The sequence below is a fragment of the Ignavibacteriota bacterium genome (assembly GCA_016218045.1).
Classification (GTDB): domain Bacteria; phylum Bacteroidota; class Ignavibacteria; order SZUA-365; family SZUA-365; genus JACRFB01.
Genome location: JACRFB010000060.1, coordinates 33,161 through 59,266, shown reverse-complemented (window position 1 = coordinate 59,266; position 26,106 = coordinate 33,161). Strand labels below are relative to the sequence as shown.

The 26,106-nt window shown below is 58.4% G+C and carries 18 protein-coding genes and 1 tRNA gene; 3 read left to right on the top strand and 16 right to left on the bottom strand.

All coding sequences use genetic code 11. The annotated features are described in order from the left end of the window. Positions 1-115: 115 nt before the first annotated feature. The 3 genes from HY962_16035 to HY962_16025 form a co-directional block, all read right to left on the bottom strand. A complete protein-coding gene (locus HY962_16035; protein ID MBI5648440.1) occupies positions 116-715 on the bottom strand; it encodes a PadR family transcriptional regulator in 600 nt (199 codons plus the stop codon). 123 nt (positions 716-838) lie between these two features. Next, on the bottom strand, positions 839-1,897 hold the full coding sequence (locus HY962_16030; protein ID MBI5648439.1) for a hypothetical protein: 1,059 nt from the start codon (positions 1,895-1,897) through the stop codon (positions 839-841). 43 nt (positions 1,898-1,940) lie between these two features. Beyond that, on the bottom strand, positions 1,941-2,858 hold the full coding sequence (locus HY962_16025; protein ID MBI5648438.1) for a hypothetical protein: 918 nt from the start codon (positions 2,856-2,858) through the stop codon (positions 1,941-1,943). 272 nt (positions 2,859-3,130) lie between these two features. On the opposite strand from HY962_16025, the gene HY962_16020 reads away from it, so the two are divergent. Further along, positions 3,131-4,531 carry an alpha-L-fucosidase gene (locus HY962_16020; GenBank protein ID MBI5648437.1) on the top strand — a complete coding sequence of 467 codons (1,401 nt, stop codon included), beginning with the start codon at positions 3,131-3,133 and terminating at the stop codon, positions 4,529-4,531. A gap of 75 nt (positions 4,532-4,606) precedes the next feature. Here the strand turns inward: HY962_16020 and HY962_16015 are convergent, their stop codons facing one another. The 9 genes from HY962_16015 to era all read right to left on the bottom strand — a co-directional run bounded on the left by HY962_16015 (position 4,607) and on the right by era (position 19,606). Then, positions 4,607-6,826: a hypothetical protein gene (locus HY962_16015; GenBank protein ID MBI5648436.1), complete on the bottom strand. Its 2,220-nt coding sequence runs from the start codon at positions 6,824-6,826 to the stop codon at positions 4,607-4,609. Further along, complete coding sequence (locus tag HY962_16010) at positions 6,823-11,685, bottom strand: hypothetical protein (protein ID MBI5648435.1); 4,863 nt, start codon at positions 11,683-11,685, stop codon at positions 6,823-6,825. The genes HY962_16015 and HY962_16010 overlap by 4 nt, the downstream gene beginning before the upstream one ends. 34 nt (positions 11,686-11,719) lie before the next feature. Continuing rightward, complete coding sequence (locus HY962_16005) at positions 11,720-13,510, bottom strand: hypothetical protein (protein MBI5648434.1); 1,791 nt, start codon at positions 13,508-13,510, stop codon at positions 11,720-11,722. A gap of 30 nt (positions 13,511-13,540) precedes the next feature. Further along, entirely contained in the window at positions 13,541-15,001 is a 1,461-nt protein-coding gene (locus HY962_16000; protein ID MBI5648433.1) for a hypothetical protein, read from the bottom strand. 314 nt (positions 15,002-15,315) lie between these two features. Then, positions 15,316-15,696 carry a response regulator gene (locus HY962_15995; protein ID MBI5648432.1) on the bottom strand — a complete coding sequence of 127 codons (381 nt, stop codon included), beginning with the start codon at positions 15,694-15,696 and terminating at the stop codon, positions 15,316-15,318. A gap of 274 nt (positions 15,697-15,970) precedes the next feature. Next, the gene (gene lptC, locus HY962_15990) at positions 15,971-16,519 is read right to left on the bottom strand and encodes an LPS export ABC transporter periplasmic protein LptC (protein MBI5648431.1); all 549 of its coding nucleotides are present in this window, start codon (positions 16,517-16,519) and stop codon (positions 15,971-15,973) included. Position 16,520: 1 nt separating this feature from the next. Then, positions 16,521-17,570, bottom strand: a complete 1,050-nt coding sequence (ruvB, locus tag HY962_15985; protein MBI5648430.1) for a Holliday junction branch migration DNA helicase RuvB — start codon at positions 17,568-17,570, stop codon at positions 16,521-16,523. Positions 17,571-17,581: 11 nt separating this feature from the next. Continuing rightward, entirely contained in the window at positions 17,582-18,652 is a 1,071-nt protein-coding gene (locus HY962_15980) for a N(4)-(beta-N-acetylglucosaminyl)-L-asparaginase (GenBank protein MBI5648429.1), read from the bottom strand. A gap of 39 nt (positions 18,653-18,691) precedes the next feature. Continuing rightward, positions 18,692-19,606: a GTPase Era gene (gene era / locus HY962_15975; protein ID MBI5648428.1), complete on the bottom strand. Its 915-nt coding sequence runs from the start codon at positions 19,604-19,606 to the stop codon at positions 18,692-18,694. A gap of 110 nt (positions 19,607-19,716) precedes the next feature. On the opposite strand from era, the gene rsmA reads away from it, so the two are divergent. Beyond that, complete coding sequence (gene rsmA / locus HY962_15970) at positions 19,717-20,520, top strand: ribosomal RNA small subunit methyltransferase A (GenBank protein ID MBI5648427.1); 804 nt, start codon at positions 19,717-19,719, stop codon at positions 20,518-20,520. A 32-nt stretch (positions 20,521-20,552) separates the two neighbouring features. Further along, complete coding sequence (locus HY962_15965) at positions 20,553-21,464, top strand: phosphatase PAP2 family protein (protein ID MBI5648426.1); 912 nt, start codon at positions 20,553-20,555, stop codon at positions 21,462-21,464. Positions 21,465-21,684: 220 nt separating this feature from the next. Here HY962_15965 and HY962_15960 read toward each other — a convergent pair. The 4 genes from HY962_15960 to larC all read right to left on the bottom strand — a co-directional run bounded on the left by HY962_15960 (position 21,685) and on the right by larC (position 26,099). After that, a tRNA-Gly gene (locus HY962_15960) sits at positions 21,685-21,760 on the bottom strand. 350 nt (positions 21,761-22,110) lie between these two features. Further along, the gene (locus HY962_15955; protein ID MBI5648425.1) at positions 22,111-23,481 is read right to left on the bottom strand and encodes a sigma-54-dependent Fis family transcriptional regulator; all 1,371 of its coding nucleotides are present in this window, start codon (positions 23,479-23,481) and stop codon (positions 22,111-22,113) included. A 4-nt stretch (positions 23,482-23,485) separates the two neighbouring features. Continuing rightward, the gene (locus HY962_15950) at positions 23,486-24,802 is read right to left on the bottom strand and encodes a PAS domain-containing protein (protein ID MBI5648424.1); all 1,317 of its coding nucleotides are present in this window, start codon (positions 24,800-24,802) and stop codon (positions 23,486-23,488) included. Then, on the bottom strand, positions 24,786-26,099 hold the full coding sequence (gene larC / locus HY962_15945; GenBank protein ID MBI5648423.1) for a nickel pincer cofactor biosynthesis protein LarC: 1,314 nt from the start codon (positions 26,097-26,099) through the stop codon (positions 24,786-24,788). The genes HY962_15950 and larC overlap by 17 nt, the downstream gene beginning before the upstream one ends. Positions 26,100-26,106: the final 7 nt, after the last annotated feature.

Sequence of the window (26,106 nt, the reverse complement as noted above, 5' to 3'; positions counted from 1 at the left end):
AAGCACCATCCGCATCCACGTTTTCACAGCACTCACCTTCTTCATTGTTGAAATATCGCTTGTACACCCACGACCCATCCACCATCTACCCATCTGCCATCTACCATCTACCCATCTACCGACCCGGTTCCCTCCCCCCTCTCTTCCTCCGGGGCGCAAACACATTCTTATACGACTTCTTCGTGATCCGCCTCTGTATTGATTGGAGCCATTCATGCTCGGCGCGGGCCATCGCGAGCCCGTACTCGAGCGTCAGCATCCAGAAAAAGCGTTCACGTTTTGACACGGGAAATGCCGCATCTCGGTCCACTTCGGCAGGCACCGCCTCATACCGCCGTATTTCCTCGAGCAGACCACTCTCAGCGTGCTCGAGCATGCCGAGTATGGTTTCGTTCTCGAGATTGCCGAGAAAAAACACACGCACGAGGGCGCTGTTGCGCAGCGGTCCGCCAGTGTCGGGTGCACGCAGCCATGTTCGCAATTCCTTTTCGCCCGTTTTGGTGATGGAGTAGATTTTTTTGTTCGGTTTTCCCGTCTGCACCACTTCTGTGACATCGATGAGCCCGTCCGCCGACAACTGTGTCAACGTGCGGTAGATCTGACTCTGGTCCGCCGGCCAGAAGTGCCGCACCGTGGCGTCGAAAGTTTTTTTGAGATCGTATCCAGACGCAGGAGCGTAGTGCAGGAATCCGAGAATCACGTGAGGAAGGGACATGCGTAATCCTTGTATATAGGCGTTCACAGTTACATGCTTGCTCTAATATATGCTTATACATATATGGATGCAAGGACGTAATACGCCCCCGTCATTCCCTGTACGGTATACGGGATTCGGATGTTAGCGGTCGGAACCCGCCCTGTGCGCCGCTCCGGCGATCAGGGCTTCCTCGAGGAAGGCGTGTATGTTCTCGAGCGGCGTGCCGGGCAGTATGCCGTTCCCGGCGGCCAGGCACAGGCCGCCAGAAGGACCGTCGAAGATGTCGATGAGCGCGCGGACCTCCCTGCGCACGTCGTCGACGCTTCCGTGCGGGAGCAGGTGCTGCACATCGATGCCCGCACAAAACGCGATGCGGTCGGAGTACGCTGCTGCAGTCGCGACCGGATCCATTGTTCCCTTCTGCACGGGATGAAAGACGTCCACTCCCGCGTCGATGAGCTGCGGAAGCAGCGAGGTGTTGTTCCCGCAACTGTGCAGCCACCAGTGCATGCCGTGTGCACGCGCCACCCGGCCAATGTGTTCGTAATACGGCCGAATCATGTCGCGAAATGTGTCGCCACTCATCATCGCATCGGTTTGATGACCGAGATCGTCGCTTGTCCAGAAACCGTCCGGCTCCAGCAGGCGGGCTGCGGTATGCAGATACGCTTCGTACTGCGCGCAGAGAGCCGCGTGCAAGCGGTGCACCTGTTCCGGATCAAGAGCGTAATCCATCAGAAGGTTCTCCATGCCGCGCAGGCCCCAGGGACGTTCAAAAAACAGGCGCCACCACGACACGATGATATACCGGTTCTGAGCGTGATAATGTTCGGCTTCGCGCGCCAGGGCCTCGAACTGCGCATCGTGCGCGGGATCAGGGAGCTTGTCAATGAACTCATCGAGGCGCGACCAGTCGTCGATCACGCGGCGCGCGTCCAGCGGTCCGCCTGTGTCCGGTTCCCACGACAGATGCATTCGCGCGACGTCCACAGGCTGAACCCACAGAAACGCCGCGTCATCGGGATACGATTCGAAACGTCGGAGTGCATCTCCATGCACGTCCACAAAACCCTCACCCCACCATTTGGCTTGCACAAGCGGGATACGGGCCGGGCTTCGTCGCTCTACCGCCTTGACAACCTCCTCGCGCGGCAATGGCCGCAGGAGGTCGTCCCCTACTTGCTGAATCACTTCAGCCATGCCGCACACCTTCGCTGTTTCATTTACATCCCCATGGCCGGGACTATTTCTTTGCCATCTGAAGGCCCAGCGTCAGATACACGCCGCTCAAATCGAGGCGGCGAGGTGCGCCGAGGGCCGGTCCGCCGCCCGCGATGTCGCGGTAGTGCACGGCATCAAACGCGAGGTATTTGTACGACAACTCGAGAAAGGGCGAGACGCGGCCGCTCGCGTAATAGAGGTAACAGCCGAGAATGGGTTCGAAGGCGTAGGTCGAGGCCGAGACTTCGTATTCCGCGCCGCCGCTCGCGGCATAGGCCGCGGCTTCGTTCAGCTCGAAGCGCCCGACATTGCCCCCGATGTAGATGCCGGCGCTCCCGTCATCCCAGCTTGCAAAATCGGTGCTGACGTATGCCGAAACGTACAAACCCGTCACGGGCATCTTGATGGAGTAGTCCGGAGAAAACGGCCGGAATGAATCGGTGTATTCAAATCCCACGCCGAGGTCCACTTGCAGCGTCGGAAGGTTCTCGTCCGCAATTTTCTGAAGAATCTCGACGCGGCGCTCGGCTCCCTCTAGAGCCTTTCGCGCAGCGGACGCCGCAACGTTCACCATTGCCGTATCAGCGCCCTGTTCGGCCTCGTACCGCAGGTACTCGATGCGCGCGCGCAGACTGTCGGCAACACGTTCGGCTTTGTCCAGCTCCGGCGTGTCGGGCGCGGACGGATACGGACCCAGCAGCAGTTCGAAACCGTAGCGGACGGGCGACGACTCGAGATACGGGAGGTCGATGCGGCGCGTGCTGATGTGCGGGACGCTCATGCCCAGCGAGGTCCAGATCGCCACGCCGTTGAACTCCCCAAAAAACGTGTCGAAGGGGCTGGTCTGCGCTCGAACAGCGGGTGAGTGGCACAGCGTGCCGAACACGGCGCAAACAACCATGATGGCCGCGGTTCGCGGACTGGAAACATGTGCTCTCATCTCGATGCCGGATTTCGTGGGTGTGTGGTTGGTCCGATACAAGTGTACGGCACACAAAACGATAGGTCAAATACACATCGATTCAGGGTGGGGGCAGACGGGCCACCCTGCACGCCCCGGTGTTGGACACGGCACGATTTCCCGGCGGATCAGCCGACCGCATCACGGCCATTGCAGAATCGGGTATTCGTCGGTAGGTTTCGTACCGAACGTCGGCGTTCTATACCATCCTCCACAGCCCCCTCTCTTCACACACGTATACACACACCGCCATGCCCTATCACGCTCTGCTGCGTCCGTTCCTTGCCCTACCCCTCATCGTGTGTTTTCTCCATGCGCAGGGCACGGAGGAGAAGGAATCGGATCCACGTGTCCTTAAAAAGCTGGAATGGTTCCAGGATCAGAAGTTCGGCCTGCTGATGCACTGGGGGACATACTCGCAGTGGGGCATCGTGGAATCGTGGAGTCTGTGCAACGAGGATGAGGGCTGGTGCGAGCGGAAGGGTCCGTATGCGGGGGACTATAACGAGTACAAAAAGGCGTACGAAAATCTGATCACCACCTTCAATCCCACGCGCTTCGATCCGGCGCGTTGGGCAGCGGCCGCGAAGGATGCGGGTTTCCGCTATCTCGTTTTCACCACCAAACACCACGACGGCTTCTGCATGTTCGACACGAAGCAGACCGACTACAAGATCACCTCGACACGCTGCCCGTTCCACACATCTCCCCGGGCGGACATCACGAAGTCCCTTTTCGACGCGTTCCGCGCGGAAGGCATCGCGACCGGCACATATTTCTCCAAACCAGACTGGAATATCCCGTATTACTGGGATCCGTACTGGCAGCATGCGGACAGGAACGTGAACTACAACATCAAAAAGTACCCGGAGAAGTGGAAACGTTTCTGCGATTTCACCTACAAGCAGATAGAGGAATTGATGACGGGCTACGGCCCGATCGACATCCTCTGGCTCGACGGCGGCTGGGTGGATCCGAAAAATCGCGACCAGGACGTGGGGATACCGCGCATCGCCGCGATGGCACGATCACATCAGCCCGGTCTGATAGTGGTAGACAGGGCCGTTCCCGGCCGCTACGAGAATTACCGCACCCCGGAGCAGGAAGTGCCGGAGAAGCCCCTTCCCTACCTCTGGGAGACCTGCATGACCATGGCAACATCGTGGTCGTATGTCGCGACCGACACCTACAAGCCCGCGGGTAAACTCATCCATCTGCTGGTTGACATCGTGGCAAAGGGCGGCAATTTCCTGCTCAACATCGGGCCCAGTCCCGAAGGCGAACTGGCGCCGGACGCCTACGCCCGCATGCGCGATATCGGGGCCTGGCTGCGCATCAACGGCGAGGCGATATATGGCACACGCCCTGTCGCGCCGTACAAGGAATCCAACATCTGTTTCACGCGCGCGAAGGATGGGACCATTCACGCCATATATCTGACGGAACAGAACGAGCACACACTTCCCGCCACCATCACCATCCGCGCATTCCAGCCCGCACCGGGAAGCGCCGTGTATTTACTTGGTCACACGGCTCCGCTGCGCTGGGAAGCCGATGGCCCGGGAATGAAGGTGTACATACCCGAGGCGCTACGGTCGAAGCCGCCGTGTGAGAACGCGTGGGTGCTGCGGATGGAGAAGCCGGGGAGGTAGAACACTGAATCGTGCACACAGCAGGCAAATGCCATACGCCGGGCCAATGATCACCAGGCGCGGAACTGACAGCGGTCAGCGAATGAGTACCGATACCGAATCGGAAAAGGGCGAGGTGCCGCCGTCCTTTGTGCGAAGAATAATCCGGTATGTTGCTGCTCTCGCGAAGCTGACGCGAGTGTCGATATACGCATCCTTCTTCATATCCGTAAGTACCGCGTAAACTCTCGGCAGTGATCCATTGATTGATCTGTAGATAAGCAGCTCATGCATATCGACTTCAGTCGGACGAACCCAACCAAGCGTCACCCGCCGTGTCGTGGAGTCGAATCGTGCTGTGACATGTGTGACAGCCGGCCTCACTCCTGCATCGAACAGGCGACCGGAGATGCTGTTTGAGCGAAGTGAGACGTTGCCTGCGCTGTCGGATGCGGTTAAAGCATATTGGTACATAACGCCTCGCTGCACCGTGGTGTCCATGAAGGTGCTGTCGCGAGCTGAGAGAGCAGCGATACACCTCCACGTTGTGTCCCTACCCTGCCTGCGGAGCACATTGTGTCTACGTGTGTCGACACTCGAACTCGGCACATAGGTCACTACGATGCTTCGTTCTGTAACACGGAAGGACTTCACGACCGGCGCCACGGGGGCGATTATGTCGTGCCGGCGAACGGCGACGGCTGCGGATAGCGGGGACTGATTGAAATTCACGTCAAGTGCCGATATCCGATAATATACGAACGGAGACAGCGATCGAAGAGTGACGCTGTCGATGAACACAGTATCCCTGCGAACGCGTCCGGCGCTGTCGCGGAACGTCTCCTTAACTATCGCAAATTCACGCGCGGGATCGCTCGCTATAAATAGACGATACCCAAGAAGGTCCTCTTCGGTGTTGCGCCGAATGGTAATGGTGACGACCCCATCCTTGGCCATGTTGGCGCTGATTGGGACAGGGATTGCCGGCGCGATGGTGTCGATGATTAGCGCGGACACGGGCATGCAAGTTCCGAGATTGCCCGCTGTATCGACAGGTCTCACCATGTAATAGAGCTTCCTCGCTTTACGGAACGTGGAATCGATGAACGAAGTTGTTGATGGCGGAAGAATGCCGGCGTGTACCGCGGTGAAGTTCCCTCTCACCGCCGTATCGCGTCCGATGACATAACCGGCGAAATCTGGATGCTGCGACTGTTCGTGCTCCCATGACACGCGAATTCGGTTTGTCCCAAAAGTCCGGGCCTTCACCATGCGTGGCGGATGAGGTGGTGTGCGATCCCGGCCCATCGCAACCACCTCGCCCAACAATACGTGATCGGCGAAATGCGTGTTGCCGAATATACGGTATCGGTACTTCACATTATTCGTAATGGAGGAATCGAGATACCCATTCCCGTCAAGAGGACCAGCATCGTTCCGCATAGTGAGGTATGGCAGAGAGGTTAACCGTTTAAAATCTTGCATGCCCTCGCGCGCACGTTCGATCAGGTAGCTGCTGTGGTCGGTATCTTTCGGCCACTCAAGAAGAATGCTGCCATCATTCTCTTGTGCTGTGATGGTGCGTGTGTTAATTGCGGGATAGAAGCGGCGGGCTGAAGCACGAACGGTTCCCGCCTTCATGGGGTACGCGGAAGCGAGCTTGCTTATCGAGACACGGTATACGTACTCCCTTCCTTCCTTGACAGTTGTATCGATATGGGCAAGTCCCGCCCCAAAAGCCGCTTCGCGACGCAGGTCCGCAGCCATTAGCAGAAATACGAGACGGTTGTTCATCTGCTTGCGCAACTCTGCAATTGTGCGCACATCCTTTTCCACTCCGGCGATGTCAAGCTGCGGTGGAGCACCCTTGCGTTCAGTTGCGAGCAACGAGTGTGCGAGTTTCGCGTAGGAATAATTCGCCGTGTCGCGCCTTCCAGCATCTAGTTCACGCTCCCACACCGCCTCATTCCATGGCATGATGGGTGTACCAGTCAATATGACAAACGGCTCGGGCTTGCCCCGGACGACTTCTGCGCGTTCCACGATGTACCCCTGCGCGGCGCCCAATCGAAATGTTTCCACGCCGGAGGGCATCCAGCGTAAAAATATCTGTGTTGTTGATGCACGTGCGACGACCACAATGCCGGACGTCGTATCGGAAGCAGGGCGGGACACACGCCGTTGGCCGTGAATTCCGTGTGTTGAGCTGCAGATGGCGAATAATGTCACGATACAAATGCTGGTCACTGTGCGTAACGTACCGCTCATATGCGATGAGACAACACACATGCCCGTGGGCATTTTAAACTGTGTCATGGCTGCCTCGGTGTGAGTTGCAGGTCACGAACAGGGTTGAGGTCTAATTCCCTTCCTCGAGGTCCCGACGTCTTGAACCGTATCGTTCTAATCTCCCGCCAAGGTGTTCCGTCAGGGAGATTCACCTGCGCCCAATGTTCTGACCCGAATGGTACTTCCTGTTGCAATGCAACCGTTACTGTAAACATGTAACATGTTCCCTGTGCGAGCGGAGCAGGTGTGTACAGAAAACTCGTCATACCATACTGATCCACCGCACCGTGTGTCACTGTGTACGTCGGTGGATTGCCGGGCTGGATCGACATACAACCGGGCATTTGATTACCTGTATATCTTTCAAGTGTCGCAGATTGGAGTACACAGCGATAACGCATTGTAATGTTTTCTGACATTGTTCGTGGGTTCAGCCCCGTGATCGTGAAAGGTTCGCCGAGTTGCCAGGGAAATTCCACAGCGATGCCGCAATTCGTGCTCACATTCTGCATGTTATTCGCGGGGGAGCTGCCACCGATGAGTTCTCCCACCTGACCGAGAGTAGATTGCGGACCTTCGAATGCTTCGTCATCAAGCGATCCAGTGCCGCCGCTTCCCGGCGGACCGGGCGGTTCACACGGATGCCCCCATTTCCACGGCAGCTCGAAGCTGTATTCGATCGGCCCAATCTTAATCTTCCCGAGGAGCTTTCCCTTCACCCAAGATGGATTTGGGAATCCCCCCTTTGCCCATGCAGCGCAAGCGATCATGAAATCAGGATCGATGGTATTATCGTCAGCTCCATCGAGCGTACCTATGGTCGCATTGAGCCAGACAGCAAAGCGTGCTCGGCAGTACCAGTCGTGCCAGCCGAAAGGTCCTGTACCGCAGGGATTCGCCGCATACTTCAGCATGGAGGCATTTGCTTCGAATCCTCCTGATAAAATCCCTTGAACGTAGGTATTGCCTACTATCTGTTTCGCCTCCGAAATGCAGTTGAACGAGAGGCCCACTCCAAGCAGCATTCCCTGCCCAGTTGAGACGGATGGCAACGGTGTCGGCATGTTCATGATCATCGTCTGCGGATCTCGTTGAGCCATAATGAGTCCCGTGACAGTGTGTGGCTGGAACGCATCCACTACATCGATAGCGTTGCCGAATTCGAGGTACTGCCAGATGCTTGCAGCGGTCCCTGACCCAAGATACAACGTGTTCGGGTTCTGAGGTCTTCCCAACTTGAAGAACCAGGTTGCGGGATTATTGTAGCGATTGATCTCAAAAGAGAGCTGTGCCGGAGGAACACCGGTGTGCAAGGATAGAGTGCCAGATGCTGCGGCGATGTTCACAGCAAGGCTGACGTCCATAGTCAATTTCTTCAATTGCCCACCCGCAAACTCCGCATCTGCATCAACAAATCCCCGCACAGGCGCATCATCCGGCTGTGTTACCCTCCTGGCAATCTCGAGGCCTGCCCAGAACTGGCCGTCCAAACTGAGATAACTCAGCGAACCATCATTAAAATGCCCCTCGATGCACACATCAGCGTTGAACGGACGATCCTGCGGTGATTCTGAACTGCTGATTCCTGTCCACGTCCCGATTGTGGCCTTTGCGAAGAATCCAAAATCCGTGTTTGGATCCGGGACCGCCCCAAGGGTAATGGGATCCTGAACGCCGATGTCAGGTGGCGGAAACGGAGTTGGATAGGCAGGTTCGGGGCACGCCTGCATTTTCAGATGACGCCACGCACCGGCGCCCACGCCATATATACCAAGACCCGACATAAAGGGATAACCGGGTGGGTGCACCGCAGAGGCCGCGACATACCAGTAGCGATATGGCAACGCGTTGGACTCACCACCGGATAGAGCATGGGATGTAGTTCCGAACATCACTGTAGCTTCGAGCTGCAGATTGTCGAGCGGACGGAAGGTCACTCCCGCGAAAGCGGAGAATCCCCTGCCCCACATTCCTTCGCCCTCAAAATGCGATAATGTCAACTGCGCAGACACTGCAGCCGTATTGAGTGATATTTCAATCTGCGGGATAGTGATATCACGAAATCCGGGGACCATTCGACGGAGCGGACCAAACGATTCCTGATTCAAAAGCAGCCCAAGTTTCAATGTAAGATCCGCAGTGATAGATAACGCGTCGAGCGCCAGCTTCATGGGAATGAGAATGTCGCCCTCAGCGAGAGCTCCAGGAGTTGGCGCTTGTGACTCGGGTGGTGAATAGGATATCGGATCTTCAGCATGAGAAAACGGGAACCAATCGAGTCCTCCTGCGACGGCTGTCCAGACGCCCGGATTGAACGTCACGGAACCATCAGGAGTTACGACCAATTGCATCGACTGCACCTGGGCAGACATATCAAGCTGGCACCTGTTCTGGGATCCAATGCTGAAGCCGTACCCGACTGTCGCGTCAATGTTCATAGACAGGGCTACCGGCATGGAAAGACTGAACGCGAGATTACTGGTTTCGTCAAGCGCCATCGTTGCACCGTGGAACAAGCGTGCAGATATCTGTCCCGATGGTGTCAGGACGGCGGTCGCATTTCCTGTCTGCGAATCCCAGGTGGCTAGGTAGGCTATTCCCGTCGGATCATCGCTTGACGATGGCACGTCGGACACAGGAAGAACGATCTTGCCACTGATCGCGGCGCTGCTCAGACTCCCATTCAGGAACTGTACGACGCCTTCATCGATGCTGCCTGCGAAGCCCCCGACATGCCCCTTGTCGAGAGGAAGAATATTTCCGATCACAATTTCCCCCGTGAATCCGAGCGTCTCGGAGATCACGACATTCGACACATTTATTGAGAGTTCCTCCTCCGGTGCGTCGTATTTTCGCAATGCATCCGGCAGGTAAAGCCTCGCTTCAGCAAGAGTGAAGCCTGTGAACTGTGGCGTGATAGGGACGCTTCCAGGGACAAACTGTGACCAGTCAAATACTGTTGTATTCGCCGTCGTCGAGTGGTCAATCGTCGCGTTCTGAATCTCCAGTTCGAGCCCTCCGCTGTTCACAATGGCCGCGCGGGAGAGAGAGAGTCCGTCGACCATCCAGTTATCCCAATCCTCCACATCGAAGCTCGCAGTCATGCGTGCACGCGTCTGGGTCTGATCGATCGGAATCAGCCACGCGCGTGGGAACAGGATGTCCATTTCGACATGCAGATTCGCAAAACCCATGCAATCCCAACTGATTGAAGTTCCCGCTCCCTTGAAGGCAAAGGTGAAAGTGTTCTCGTTCGGATCATCTGAAAGTGCGTTGGAAATTCCTTTCGAGAATTCGATGTCCCCGATGAGACCGAGCGTCCCGGATGCTGTTGACGGTCCGTTGCGATCTATGGGAATATTCGTGGCGCGACATCCAAGTCCTTGATCGGTGAAATCCGCCAGCGGGAAGTAGATGGCTGCCGCCGCGGTGGCTCCGGTTGGCGTGAACTCGAGAGCGCATATAGCGATGGTGCAGCCAGCTTCCGTATCCAAACCGAACGGGAGATGCCGAACATGTGTATTGCAGCTCTCGAGATCTTCCGCGTCGAAGGTTGTCATGAGCAGCGCCAATTGATCTCCGACTCCGCCTGTTGGTTCTTTCAACCAATCATGCATATCGCGCAACATACCGACCTGCCATTGCTGCGATTGTGGAGGCGTCGGGACGGTATTCGACTCTGTTATCCCGAACATCGTTGTCACCAACGGAGGGAGTACGGCCAGCCCATACATCTCGGCCTTCACACTGCCTTCGTAAACCTGGTTCAGTGTGTTGATTTTTATCCCGCTGAATTTCATTGCAAAGGGTGCCTTCAGCCACGGGACAACGATAATACCAGATCCGGATAAGCCGTTGGATGCACCGGTAGCATCTGTCTTGACGAACATGGAGAAATCACCAATGGTCAATTTCTGCCCGACGAATTCCGCGGCTGGCGTCGCCGTACCGTTCGTCAGTTTCGGTGTATTGTCCGCGGGCGTGGCCAACACGTACGCGCCCGATCCGCAGTTACCGGCGATCCGAGTTGTCGCAGTACCTTGTGTCTCACTCCACATGAAAGCGAACGGCTCCGCATACCCCTGCCGCGCGCCTAGCGGCGCGCGTTTGTCGTCGAAACCGCGGACCGTCCACACGACCTGTTTCACACGCGCCGGCAGCGTGAATTCAGGCGGCCATGGAAGTTGTGTCATACCTACCACGTCCTTCTCATAGAGCGGCTTCTGCTTCAGGACTTGCGAGAGCGACTGTCCTTCGATTCGTTCGAAGAAAGACACTGTGTACCGCACCACCCCGGGTGGTTGCGGCGTCACAGGGGTCCATCGAAACGTGGGCCGTTCCGCGGGATTCACCTGCGCGTTGTTCTCAGGAATGAGCAGAATTGGCGACTCGTAATCCGTGAGTACGAACTGCGCACAAACCGGCGCGTTTTCCGCAAGCTGCGTGCGCCCGTCCACACTCACCAGTTCAAGGCATAAACGGTAGGTACCCGCGGGCAGCATGCCGGTCTTCACCACGTTTGCGTCGATTCCACCTATGAACTCGATCGCACGGTGAGGGAACATGCTCTCGGCGAAGTACACCTGCGAGCCGGGTCCGGAAGGCAGTGTTATGACAGGCATCTCGTTCTGCTTCGTGCGCGCAAGCAATTTGTCGTCAGCGTACAGCTCGCCTTTAAATCGCGCCTGTTGAGCGCGAGTACCGGGTCCTGTGATCACGCTGATGGAGGCATACTCCCTGCGAGAGGACCAGTCCGACACGTACGGGCTGGGCCTTGCGGCGACGTTCAACGTCATACTGATGCGGCCTTGGGCCTGTACGCCGAGACCGGACGGGATGACAACCGCAACAAGAAGCGCGCACAGTGAAACGAATGGTATGTTCATCACACTTCCTCAGTCAGATCTTGGGTATCACGAACTAGGGTTTGCATGTAAGTTTCAAGGTCTTTTTTCCGATACACCCGTTGACATCGCGCACTGTATATAACAGCTCTATTGCACAACCACAGCCCGCTCCTGTTGTGCATTTCGCCTTCAACATGTTGTTGTGCACCAGCACGTCGGTCATGCACTCCGCACCACTCAGGATGCTCCAGGTATGCGTGAGTGGATGCCCTGTCACCCCGGGATAAAACATCAGCACTTTGATGGCTTGACCACAGGGAATGAGGTACGTATCGCCTTGAAACGGAGGGTTCATTATCTCTGGCCCCCACCATGTGACATACGGAGCGATCTGACCCTGAGTCACTGTCACAGTGAAAACCTGCGACATCGACGGATGCGCGGGACATTGGACGGTGAAACTGTACGATCCCGCTGTTGTAGGAGAAAACGCCAGATCCCACGAGTTGGTAAGCACGGGCAGCATCGTCCCGGCGCCATACCACGTTGGACTCTCGGTGCAGTTCGCGGGGTGCGCTGGAGTTGAAGTCGCGTGCAAAGTGACTCCGTCGCCGCTGGTGCATGCAACCGCTGTACCCGTGATGACAACAAACTCCTCCGATTTCGGTCCTCCGTCAGGTTTTGGCTTCTTTTTCAGTTCGCCACCCTGCATTGTCCCGTCAGCGGTTGCATCGATGAGCAGAAGGTCCTTTTTCCCTTCCGTCTGACGTTTGATGCCGTCGTCATTGACTCCATACACATTCATTGATGAGACGTGTTGCCATTCTCCCGAGGGCACCGTATCGTGAGGGGGGGAGGAGAGTACAGTGGCATCGTAGGTCCTTTTCTCCTGCTCCTCCAGCCACCGAAGATTCGTGAGCGCTGCTGTAACATCAGTGGTGGAATTGCTCAAGATCGCTTCTTGGTTTTTCCGTTTTATCCCGTCATCGTTGACCCCGTAAACATTCATGCTGGGCCAGGTGGCGGTAACGGCAGTAGAAGGTGTAACGGAAAATCCAAACGGCTCCGCGTATCCCGCTGTGTATCCCCTGTCCATACCGACGGGTTGATTCCTGTCGTCCAACGCACGAACGGTCCACACATACTTTTCCACACGCCCCGGGAGTTGATATTCCGGCGGCCAGACGAGTTCGGTTGCGCCTTGCAATGTCTTGTCGAGGATGGGTCTATTCACACGCAGTGCCTGTGTGGGGCGCTGCCCCTGCAGCACTTCGAACACGAGCACCTGATATCGGACGATGTACGCCGGCTGCGGCGCGACCGGGGTCCAACGGAATACCGGCCGCTCGTCCGGTCGCAACACCGACGCATCCGGCGGTGTAAGGAGCACCGGGGGTTGATAGTCCGTGAGCATGAATCCCGTGCAAACTTCAGTGCCGATCCAGTTGGCCTTCGCATCGATGAGTACGGCGCATAACTCGTACGCTCCCTCCGGCAACATTCCTGTTCGCACGGCGGTATTCTTCGCGGATCCGTAGAAGTCCACTGCATCGAATGGGATAACCTTGTCCGCATGATACATGGATACACCGGCAGGGAAGCTCATGACCGGCATTCGTGCATCATTTGTCTGTGCGACACGATCGCCGTCCTTCAGAACGGCGCAGCGGATTCGAGCCGAGACGGATGCACTTCCTTTATTCGTCACCGTCATGATCACTGTCTCCTGCCTCGTTTTCCAAGTGCTCAAAGCGGGATCGGGACGTGGCGATACGGTGATGGTGATGGCAAGCTCCTGCGAGGGAGCAAGAGCCGTGCACAGAAATGCGCAAAGGAGGAAGATGTACAGTCTGGTTCGTGTCATGGTGTGTATCACTCCTGCAAACCGGCTCTGTTAGAATGTGGTGCCAAGCGTTGTTTCGAAAAAGGTCTCACGGAAAGAGACGCTCGGGCGGGACGATCCATAGCGGTAACTGTTCGATGTCGCCGCGAGTGTCAGCGTCACCGACGGCATGATGCTCCATTCCGCGCCGAGACGGACGAGGAGCTGCTCGTCCGGAGTGAACGCAGCCATCGAATTGCGGGACCAGGTGCATGTCAGCGATGGACGCACTGCATCCTCGAAAAGACGGTAACTCGCTGCTGCAGACACGCTCAGCAGCTTCAACTCCGCCTGCGGAACATCGTTGGTCATCGATGTCACCGTCAGTGTGCCAGAGAGCGGAATGCGCGTGAGAGCTGCCATGTACATGCCCATGATGCTCCGCGTGTTGTTCGTGGCCTCCCGTCGTGTCAGCGTGTTGACTTCGTTGAAGGCGTCGAGCGACAAGCTGAGTGTGACGGTATGCATCATCACGTCCGTCGGGATGGTGACGGTCGGGGAGATGCTGAACGAATTCGTCACCATGTCGATCTTCAGCGTGTCGACCTGCATGCGGTTCCGGATACCGTAATTCGCGTACCGCGCGTTGACCGACACATTGCTGCTCACCATTGCGAAGGCATTAAAGGAACCGATGAGCTGCTGCGACGTGCTCGCCTTGGTGTCGGAGAGATTGTTCCGGCGGTATCCGACAGAGCCGTTCATATTCAGACGATTTTCAAAAAGCTTGAGGTACGGGGCGAGAAGCACATCGAGCCGGTCGGGCTGCATGAAAGGAAATGCAAGCGAGAAGTATCCCGCCCCTATGTACTTCGACGCGATCTTGACTCCCCAGACCTTCTCTCGATAATCGTACGCAAGCGTCCCCGCCATATCCGTTCCTGTGGAGATGCGGTGCTTGAACACGCCCTCGGGCACGGGGCTGTCGACATTTGCACGGTCGGCGTCCATGTCACGCGTGTGGGCGGAACCGCCGATCTCTCCGGAAAGGCTTGAGACATCGGACAAGATGATCCGAAAATTTGTGCTCAAGACCAGTCCCTCCTGCGGCGTTATGCCATCCGGCCTCCTTTTCACGGAACCGATTTCGTCTTTTGCCCGCACAACATTGAGATCGACGTGTGTCTCGTCGTCCTCGCCATAGGCGATCTTCGCGGCGTAGAGCCGACGTGCATATGCACCCCGCACTCCCCTGACGGAATCCGGTTCGATGGCGCGCTGCGCGGTTCCCCCATTCACCGCGAAACGGAACGATCCCGGTGTAAGGTCGAGACCAAGCCCGAAGATTTGTTCGTCCCCGGTCGAGAGTTCCGAATACGCGGGCACGTGGCTGCCGAGCGCCGCCTGCGCCCACCCGACACGCGGCGTAAAACTGAGCATGCCAAGGTTGTTCGCCGGATTCTGCAGGAACTGAATAAAAGTGGGCGTGGCCACGGAGCCCGTGACGGTGTTTGTCTCCCTAGAATTCACCATGATGGAAAATGGCAATGTGACCACGTCGCCTATGGAAATGACAGGAGAAAATATCAAGCGCCAGAGATTTGCGGGCCTTCGAGGGGATTCCGATCCATCAGGTGACGTGGAGAAAGTGTACACATCCCCGGTGATCGTCAGGTTGCCGCTAAAGCGAAACAGAGGACTCTCTGGCTCCGACTGTGCGGCGCCCTCTTTCACCGACAGCAAGAAGATCGCCAGGCAGATGCAGGGACCTATTTGTGCCTTCCGGCGACATCCTGTCTTCAGGTAAGTGCGTTCGGCTGCCCGTTGCCAGTATCGGTTCCGGTTGCTCATGGTGCCTCCGAGTGTGTGTTCCCTTCAGCATGATTGCGCAGCAGTTTGACAACATCGACGATTGCACTGCGCAGTTGCTCAATATCGACAGGTTTTGAGAGATGCAGTGTACGTCCCATGTGTTGCAGCGTCGGCGACATTCCACCTGATGTCGATATGAACACCATCGTCATTGTGGATTCGCGCAAACTCTCCGCCAAATACAAGGCACCGTTATCCGGCAGTTCCAAGGACACAAAAAAAACATCCGCCTCCCCCGAGGCGGCGAAATCCACCGCACGGCTTGCATCAGTGAATGACGCCACATACCGGACATCGCTGCAATACGCCGTCAGCAGCCGCGCCAACGCGGCGCAGGAGAGGATGTCGTCGTCCACTATCACTGCTGCCAATGGTCTGTCTGCCTTCTCACGAGTCTCCATGACGACAACATATCCCGTCATCGACACGGCCGCACCCTCGATTGCGTAACTGCGCAGTTCACCCGATAACCGTGCAGCCCCATTTATCAACTGCGCAAGAAGGAATCGGCCTTATTCCCAAACAACTGTCAGAGACGTGCCCCGACTCACCACTCCACCGCCCCGACTCCCTACTCCCTACTCCTTATTCCTAGCTCCCTACTCCTCACTCCCCACTCCCTACTCCGATCTACTTGTCCACTTCCGCCTCGAGACTGACACGATAGATCACGTAGTTCTTGAGTCCCTGATCCGCCTCGAAGCCGTATCCCTGCAGGCGTTCCTTCGGTGAGGTGACCGTGACAAAGCGGTCGCTGCGAACACGGCGCGTGTCGTGATCCCAGAACAGATATTCCGTACGCACAACGGTGCCGCTGTCGGACGAGAAGACGACATTCCCGAAGGCCTCGAGGTCCTTCGTGGCATCGTCGACACGTCCGCGAAGGGCGGTGAGTTTCGATGTATGCACCCCGCTCATCGAATAGAAATGTACCACGAGACCGGAATCGAGCAGCGTCTCACGTCGCGCTTCAAACATGCGGATGTGTTCGGCGTTGACAATCGCGCGGGTCATACCGGAATCGGAAAACACGATACGCGATTTCCAGCTCTCCTGATCCGGTATTGCGCCTGCTTCCCGGATGGCCGTGACGGCCGGCTTGTTCTTCTCGCCGCAGCCGGCCAGAGTCAATACAATGAATACGAAACTGATGATGCGCACTTTCGTCTCTCGTTTCACGTCACTCCGTCTCCTCAAGCGGAAGTTCCTCCTGCCCGGTTCTGCGGCGCTTCTTGCCAAAGAGAGCATACCCGAGGCCGGTCAATTCGCGGCCGCGTGGGGTGCGCTGCAGATATCCTTCCTGAATGAGATAGGGTTCGTAGACTTCCTCGATGGTGCCGGGTTCTTCGCCGACCGCGATGGCGAGCGTGTTGAGGCCAACGGGTCCGCCATGATACTTTTCAAGGATGCAGGCGAGGATGCGCTTGTCCATGTCGTCGAGTCCTTTCTCATCCACTTCGAGCGCGTTCAACGCGATGTCGGCGATCTCGCGCGTGATCACGCCGTCGCCTTGTACCTGCGCAAAATCACGCGCCCGTTTGAGCAGTCGGTTCGCGATACGCGGCGTGCCGCGTGAACGCCGCGCAATCTCGCCCGCGCCCGCCGCCTCGTCGATGCCGATGCCCAGGATGCGCGCCGAACGCACGACGATGTGCCGCAGTTGGTCGGCGTTGTAATAGTCAAGACGATTCGTGATGCCGAAACGCGCGCGTAATGGCGAGGTGAGCAGACCAGCGCGTGTCGTCGCGCCGATGAGTGTGAAAGGCCGGAGCTCGAGGCGCACACTGCGCGCACTCGGACCACTCTCGATCATGATGTCGAGCATGTAGTCCTCCATCGCCGAGTACAGGTACTCCTCGACAACAGGTGAAAGGCGGTGTATCTCGTCGATGAACAACGCGTCGCCCGCCTCGAGTCCGGTCAACAACCCTGCCAGATCGCCGGGTTTTTCGAGGACGGGTCCGGATGTCATTTTCAACGTTGATCCCATTTCATTCGCGATGATGTGCGCGAGTGTTGTTTTGCCGAGTCCCGGCGGACCTGTCAGGAGCACGTGATCGAGGGCTTCACCGCGCTGTCGCGCCGCCTGAATAAAGACGCGCAGGTTGTCGACGATTTTGCGCTGGCCTTCGAAGTCACCGAAACGCGCGGGCCGCAACGCGCGGTCGAGTTCGCGATCTTCGATGTTCGGATCCGGTGCGGAGAGGTCGGTATGTCTGGATTTCGGCATTGAGTATCCGTTTATTTCGCGGGTCGTTTGTAGAGGTAGGCCGACTCGGCGTGGCGCGACACCGCCTCGCCCGTGTTGACGGCGTATTGGCCCGGACCCCAGATGCTGGCCGAGCCGCTGCGGCCGCGAATGTCAATCGCGTAGAAACGCACGTTAAATGACGGCCGTCCCGACGCATCCTTGAGCCGCCGCATACGTGTCATATCGGCAATACGTGTGCATGCGCGCAGGCAGGCCTCCTCGGGCGTGGCACCGAGCCGCATGTGCTCCACGATGATCACACTCGAGCAGGCAAGCAGATTCGCCTCGCCGCGGCCCGTTGATCCCGCGGCCCCCACCTGATTGTCGACATAGAGGCCCGCGCCGAGTATGGGACTGTCGCCCACACGTCCCGGGATCTTGAATGCCAGGCCGCTCGTCGTGGTACACCCGGAGATGTTCCCCTTCGCGTCGAGCGCGAGGCAGTTGATGGTTCCGGTCGGTCGGTCGATGCGTTTCATCACGCCGCCGATGTCCTGCGTATCGACGTCGTGCGGAGGCAGCCAGTCGTCCTCGCGATTGAGCTGCTCCTTCCATGCGAGCCACTTGCGGCGGGAGGAGTCGGTGAGCAGATTCTCCTCGGCGAAGCCGTGCGCACGGGCAAATCGCAGCGCGCCCTCTCCGACGATCAGGACGTGGTCGGTGCGCTCCATGACAAGGCGCGCGACCTTGGAGGGATTGCGGATGTTGCGGAGTGCGGCCACACCCGCACCGCGGCCCGTCGGACCGTGCATGACGCAGGCATCGAGTTCCACAATGCCATCCTCGTTCGGCAGACCGCCGAGTCCGACCGTCTCGTCCTTGGGATCGTCCTCCACAAGATTCACTCCCGCGATGACGGCGTCGAGAGCGTCGGCTCCTCCGCGCAGCAGTTCCATCGCTTTCGCCGTGGCGCCAAGGCCGTTGCCGCTCGCCACCGCGATCATCGACGCGCCACCTGCCGCGCGATTCAACGCCGCGGCTGCATCGCGCGGCCGCAGTGCCGCACCCGCGCCGAGTGCGGCGAGTGAAACAAGAAAGTGACGCCGATCCGACCCCTTCATGACTTCCTCCAGTACGTAATTTCGGATCCGTGTATCCGTTTATAGGTCGTAGCCCAGACGCCGCACCCACTCGCTGTTGTTGCGCCAGCCCTCGCGCACCTTCACGTGCAGTTCGAGGTACACCTTGCGGTCGAGAAACTGTTCGATGTCGACGCGCGCGCGCGTGCCGATGTCCTTGATCGCCGATCCGCCCTTGCCGATGAGTATGCGTTTCTGGCTCTCACGCTCGACAAGTATGTCGGCGGCGATCACGTCCACGCCGTTCTTTTCCGTGTATTCCGCGATGAAGACCTCGGTTGCGTACGGCACCTCCTGACGGAAGGTCTCGAAGATTTTTTCGCGGATTATTTCGCTGACAAAAAAGCGTTCGGGCTGGTCGCTGAGCACATCGTCGGGATACAGGGCCGGATGCGCGGGCAGCAGCGGCACCAGTTCGGCGATCACTGCGTCGACGCCGTCGTTCTCGAGCGCGGATATGGGCACGACCGCCTTGAAGGGATGCGCCGCGAGCAGTTTCTCCATCAGGGGGAGCAGTTCCATCTTGTCGGTGATGCGGTCCACTTTGTTGATGGCCGCCACCGCGGGGAGAGTCGAAGCGGCGAGCAGTGGCGCCAGCATTTCGGGCAGAACCTCGTTGCGTTCTATCGCGCGCGGCGCGTCGATGATGACGAGAAGCACGTCGGCCTCCTCCATCGCGCGTTTGGCCGATTCGAGCATCGAACGCTGCAGCGCGTACGCGGGATTCACCAGGCCTGGTGTATCCACAAACAGCACCTGATGATTGTCGCCGTTGTGAAAACCGAGGATGCGGCGGCGCGTCGTCTGCGGCTTCGACGTCACGATCGAGAGGCGCGTGCCGAGCACGGCGTTGATGAACGTGGACTTGCCCGCGTTCGGTTCGCCGATGATGGCCGCATAGCCGCAGCGGAAGGGGGTGTCGTTCAGCTCAGTCATTATCGCGCCGGGTCCGGGATTATGGAGAAGTGTACAGTCTCCGCAAGTTACGCGGAATCGGGCGACGAGCAAAGGCGCGGGCAATTCGGCGCACTTGCGTATCTTGCCCCATGTTCACGCCGAAAAAGTCGCTGGGACAGCATTTCCTGCGCGATGCCAACATCGCGCGCAACATTGTCGCGCTGCTCGACGTGTGTGAGTCCGACACGGTGCTCGAGATCGGGCCCGGTCCGGGCGCACTGACGGATCTGCTGCTCGCCACACCTGCGCACCGCATTCTTGCGCTCGAAATTGACGGGCGCGCGGTCGAGGAACTGCGAGCACGATACGCGGGCGAGCCGCGCATCGAGGTGATACATGCCGACGTGCTCGAGACCGATATTGCGCCGCTGGCGGCATCCGCCGGCGCGCCCTTGCGCGTACTCGGCAATCTGCCCTACAACATCACGAGCCAGATCCTGTTTCACATGTTCGCCTCGCACGCGTCGGTGCGCGACTGCGTCTTCATGATGCAGCGCGAGGTGGCGCAGCGCATCGCGGCAAATCCGAACAGCAAGGAATACGGGATACTCAGCGTCATGACGCGGCTGCACGCCGACGCGCGCATCGCCATGCCCGTCTCGCCCAATGTTTTCCGACCGCGGCCCGCGGTCTGGTCGGCCGTGATGCATTTCACCTTTCACGAAACACAGCTCGCGCGTGTGCACGATCCCGAGCTGCTGCGTCGCGTCGTGCGGGCCGCCTTCGGGAAGCGCCGGAAAATCCTGTCGAACGCATTGAAGGATATCGGTCTCGAGGCGGCCACCGCGCCTAAGGCCGTCATCCCGTATCTGCAGGCGCGCGCCGAACAGCTCGCCCTTGACGACTTCATCATAGTGACAAACGCGCTTCACGACGCGGGACTGCGCCTGTGAACGGCGGAGTCCGCATCCTTCCCGTCCTCCCCATGAAAGCCCATCTCGCCCGTCTCGACATACTCGACTCCGTCATCGTTGTCTTTTTCCTGATCCTCACCGCGGGTCTGATTGCAGGCGCGGCATCGATCCCGCTGTGGGGCCTGTACACGGCCGTCAACATTGCCGTGATCATCGCCGTTTTCGCCGCAGCACGCCTCGTGGAAAAACGCCACGCGGGCTGGAAGCTCGCGCACGGGTACGCGCGTATGCTGCTGATACCTCTGGCGTTCAAGGAAGTGTATTTCATCGGCCCCGCCCTGCATCCGCACGACTACGATTACCTGCTCATCGCCGCCGACCGCTGGCTTTTTGGCACTGATCCGACACACGTGCTCGCCGCACTTGCACATCCACTGCTGACGGAAATCCTGCAGATCGCCTACGGCACTTTCTACTTCCTGCCCGTCGTGCTTGCGGCAGACCTGCACCGCTCGGGACGCTTCGACGCTTCGCGCAACGTGATCTTCATCACCATTCTTGGATTTTTCCTCTCCTATTTTGGATACGTGGGCCTGCCTGCCATAGGCCCGCGTTTCACCCTGCACGATTTTGAAAGAACGGAGGCAGAACTGCCCGGCCTGTTTGTCACTTCGTATCTACGCGAGATGACGAACACAGGCGAATCGATTCCACCCGGCACACCTGATCCCGAAAAGGTGGTGCAACGCGACTGTTTCCCGAGCGGGCATACGCAGATGACACTGCTCGTCATCATCCTCGCCTTCCGCACGCGCGCGCGATCGCGCTGGCCGCTCGCAGTGACAGGATCGCTCCTGATCTTCGCCACGGTGTATCTGCGCTACCACTATGTTGTGGATCTGCTGGCCGGCGCGGTGTTTGTCTTTCTCACTCTCTGGCTGGGCGCGTGGCTGGCGCGACTTCGAGAAGGAAGGAGCTTCTAGGATCTAGGATCAAGGAACTAGGAACTAGGAACTAGGAACTAGGAACTTGGAACTAGGAACTTGGATCTAGGAACTTGGATCTAGGAGAGGGGACGAGGGACGGGGGAGTTGGGAGTTGCCACATTGCTACCTTGCTACCTTGCTACCTTGCTACAGGAACCAGGCTGTGCTGCAACGAATTGGCAATAAAAAAGAAAAACCCTCCGGTTTGGAGGGTCTGTGGAGCGGGAGACGGGACTTGAACCCGCGACATCAACCTTGGCAAGGTTGCGCTCTACCAACTGAGCTACTCCCGCAGAGGGTTTACAAATATAAAATCCTCGTTGGACGAATGCAAGTGATCTGGACTGGGAACTGGGAACTGGGAACTGGGAACTGGGAACTGGGAACTGGGAACTGGGAACTGGGAACTGGGAACTGGGAACTAGGAACTAGGAACTAGGAACTGGGAACTGGGAACTGGGAACTAGGAACTAGGAACTAGGAACTAGGAACTGGGAACTAGGAACTGGGAACTAGGAACTGGGAACTAGGAACTAGGAAATGTTCTGGATTCTGAATTCTGGATTCTGGATTCTGAAATTCAAGCCATCAGCCTGTTGCGGAAACATCGCATCCACCCAGTTCCTGGTTCCCATGTGTTTGATTACGCAAAGTCATCCTTCTGCAGCCCGTGTTTCCGCATCTTTTTGACGAAGTTCGTGCGCTCGACACCGAGCTGTTCCGCGGCGCGCGTCTGATTGCCGCCGTTGGCACGCAGCGATTCCATGATGAGTTGCTTTTCGAACTCCTCTACCTGGTCCATGAGCGGACGCAGATCCACCTTGAACGTCGCGCTCCCCTGCCCTTCGGCCTTGAGGGCATGACCCACCGTCGCGATGTCGATCTCCTCGGCCTCGGCGAAGATGGCGAGTTTTGTGACCACGCTGTCGAGCTCGCGCACGTTGCCGCGCCATTCGTTCTTCTGCAACAATTCCAGGGCGGCGGGCGTGAAGTAGTGCTTCATGAGCTTATGCTCGGCACAGGCCTTCGAGAGCAGGTGCCGGGCGATGACGGGAATGTCCTCGCGACGCTCGCGCAGAGGAGGCACGTGGATGTCGTACTTGTTGAGCCGGTAGTAGAGGTCGTCGCGGAATTCGTTCGACGCGATAAGGGAGGGCAGACTCCGGTTCGTCGCACTGATCACACGCACGTCTACATCGCGCTCGCGCGTATCGCCGACGCGCCGCACGCGGCCGCTGTTCAACACCGAGAGAAGTTTCTGCTGAAACGTGACGGTCGTGTTCGTGATTTCGTCGAGAAAGATGGTGCTGCCGTCGGCCACTTCGAACAATCCCTTCTTGTCGCCCGAGGCGCCGGTGAAGGCCCCCTTTACGTATCCGAAAAGTTCGGATTCGAGCAGGGTCTCGGTGAGCGTGCCGCAGTCCACTTTCACAAATTCCTTGTCGCGCCGCGGACTCATGAGATGAATCGCCCGCGCGAGCAATTCCTTGCCCACGCCGCTCTCGCCCGTTATCAGCACGGGCACGTTGGTAGCGGCCACCTTCTCGGCCATGGCGAAGAGTTTGTGAATGACGGGACTCTGCGACACAAATCCGAGCGTGCGGATTCTGTCCACCAGATCGGCGCTCACGGCGGGTTCGCGCGATTCGAGCACCTGGCGCACGCTTTCCTTCAGCATGGCGAGGTCGATCGGTTTGGGCAGGAAATTGTACGACCCCTTCTTTGCGGCTTCGAGGGCCACAGGTACGGAGTAGGATTGGCCGGTGATCATGATCACGGGAATCTCGGGCCAGTTCTGCACGATCTGCGTCAGCACCTCGAGCCCGTTCATCTCGTCCATGATGATGTCGAGCAGGATGAGGTCCACGCTCTGCACATGCAGGAGTTGCAGGGCTTCGACCGGATTGGTGCGGATGATGGTCTTGTGCCCCATGTGCTGGAGGATCTCGGCGACGGTCTGGCAGAAGGCCTCTTCGTCGTCGACGATCAGGATGGTGTGTTTTTCGCTGTTCATCGTCTTACATGATGGCGGGCAGGCGGATCTGGAAGGTCGTGCCGATGCCCGGTGTGCTGTTGAAAAGAATTTCCCCGTGATGTTCCTGCACGATTTTCTGCACGATGACGAGTCCGAGGCCGGTCCCTCCCTGGCTGTGCGTCGAGAAGGGCCGGAATATGCTCTTCTTCACGTCGTCGTCCATGCCCATGCCGGTGTCCTGTATCGTGATCTCGACATACTCGCCGGGTCGGTCGATCCACTGCCCCATCGCGGTGGCGATGATGACACGTCCCTCGCGCGGCCCGATGGCGCGCATGGCGTTGTCGAGCAGGTTTCCGATGGCCTCGGGGAAATGCGCGATGTCGATACCCACGCGCGGCAACATGCGGTTCAGCGAGGTGCGGATCTCGATGTTGCTGCTCGCCTTTGCGCGGTATTCGTCCGCGAGATTCTGCAGGATGACGTTGACGTCGTTGGGGAGCAGGTTGAGCTGTTCCTTGTTCGCGAGACGCGTGAGATTGTGCACAATCTCATTCAGCTTGCGCGACTCGCTCACGATGCGGTCGAGGAAGCGGGTGACCTCGGGAGCGGGCTTGACGGCCTGCTCGTTGAGCAGCATCTCGAGGTGCTGCGCGGTGAGTGTGATGGTCGAGAGCGGCGTCTTTGCCTTGTGGGCCACGTGCTGCGCGACGCCCGACCAGTTGACGCGGCGGTCCTTCTCGATCGCCTCGGTGATGTCGGCGATCATGAGAATGTATCCGTCGAGTCGGCGGCTCTCGCTGAACACGGGATAGGCCTTCACCACGATGGTCTTCATCATCTTGGCCGCGTTGAAGATGATCTCGCGCTCGATCGCATGATTGGTGCGGCGCACTTCGGCGAAGATGTCGGGGATTTCGGACGTGGGAGCGTTCCGCAGATAGAAAGAGGCCTCCTCGTCCATCGACACGAAGTCGTCGAAGCCCAGCAGTTGTTTGGCCGCGCGGTTCATGGTCCGGAGCTGGCCCGAGCGGTCGAAGATCATCAGGGCGTTGGACTGCATGCAGTCGTAGATGCGCTGTTCCTGCTTCGCGAGATTCTTCGCGTAATTGCGCATGCCGACAAGCGACAGCAGCAGCAGACTGCCCACGATGGCGGTTTCCGTGCGGTACCGCTCCCAGAGTATCGAAAGAAAGGAGAACTGGTCGAAGTACTGCTCGAGGATTTCCTTGCGGATGGGTTCGGGCACCTCGGGCGTGGTGAGTGTCTGTGTGTCGTCCTGCGCGAGCAGCGCGGGAGCGAGCACGAGGAAGACCGCGAGTGCGAGGCGGGCCGCGGGAATGTTACGCGATCGAGCCAAGGTCGTGCTCCATGTGTTTGTAGACGTCGAGAAGCGGGATGCCGTGCTCGCGCGCGATGCGGCGGCACTCCTCGAATTCGGGAACGAGAACCGCGCGTCCGCTCCGGTGTATTTCCTTCGCGGTGACGCTGCCGTAGCGCGTCTGAACGATACGCACGTCGCGCGGCAGCTTCATGCGCAACACCTCGCGTACGCGCACGCCCGAGGTGGTGGTCTCGGCGTAGAGCACACGCACCACACTGTCGAGCGAGGCCGACGAGCAGGTGACGTTCAGGAGGTGTCCCGGCCTGCCCTTCTTCATGACCACGGGCACGATGTACGCGTCGTGCGCGCCCGATTCGAGCAGACGCTCGATCACATAGGGATAGATTTCCGGATTCATGTCGTCGATGTTTGTTTCCACCACGAGCAGGTGTTCTTCCAACCAATTGTCGGGAAGCGTTCCGACGATGAGACGCAGCAGATTGGGCATGCCGGGAATGTCGCGGCCGCCGGCGCCGTATCCGACCGCTTCGACACGCATGTGCTGCGTGCCCTGCAGCACGCCGCTCGACAGCGCAGCCACCACCGCGGCTCCCGTGGGAGTGGTCATTTCGTACGGCACCGCCGTCAGCTCGATCGGATAGCCACGCAGGATCTCGAGTGTCGCAGGCGCGGGGATCGGCATAGTGCCGTGCCGCGTTTCGATGAAGCCGCCCGATCCGGTGCGGACAGGGGACGAATATACACGATCGATGCCGAGTATATCCATGCAAATCGCAATGCCCACGATGTCGACGATCGAATCGACCGCGCCCACCTCGTGGAAGTGCACTTTGTCGATTGTCGTGTCGTGAATTTTCGCCTCGGCCTTGCCGATCGCGAGGAACATCGCCTTTGCCTTCTCCTTCACGCGATCGTTCAGCGCGCTGTCGTCGATCATGCGTATGATCTCGACATATGAGCGGTCCTTTTCCCGCGCCCCTCCGTGTGTATGCCCATGGTCGTGTGCATGCGCGTGATCGTGTGCATGCGCGTGATCGTGTTGATGGGCATGATCGTCCGGATGCGCGTGATCGTCCGGATGCGCGTGTTTGCCGGCGCCGGAAGCATCGTCCTCGGCACCGAGGATCACGTCGAATTTTGTTGCGGATATCATGCTCCGGAATATCCGTCTTTCCGAGAGCCGGTAGCCCGTGAGGGGCAGTTTGGCCAGCTCGGCGCGGAGCGCTTCGAGTGTGACACCCGCGCCGAGGAAGGCGCCGACGGTCATGTCGCCGCTGATGCCCGCGAAGATGTCGAAGTAGGCGACGCGCATGCGGCCT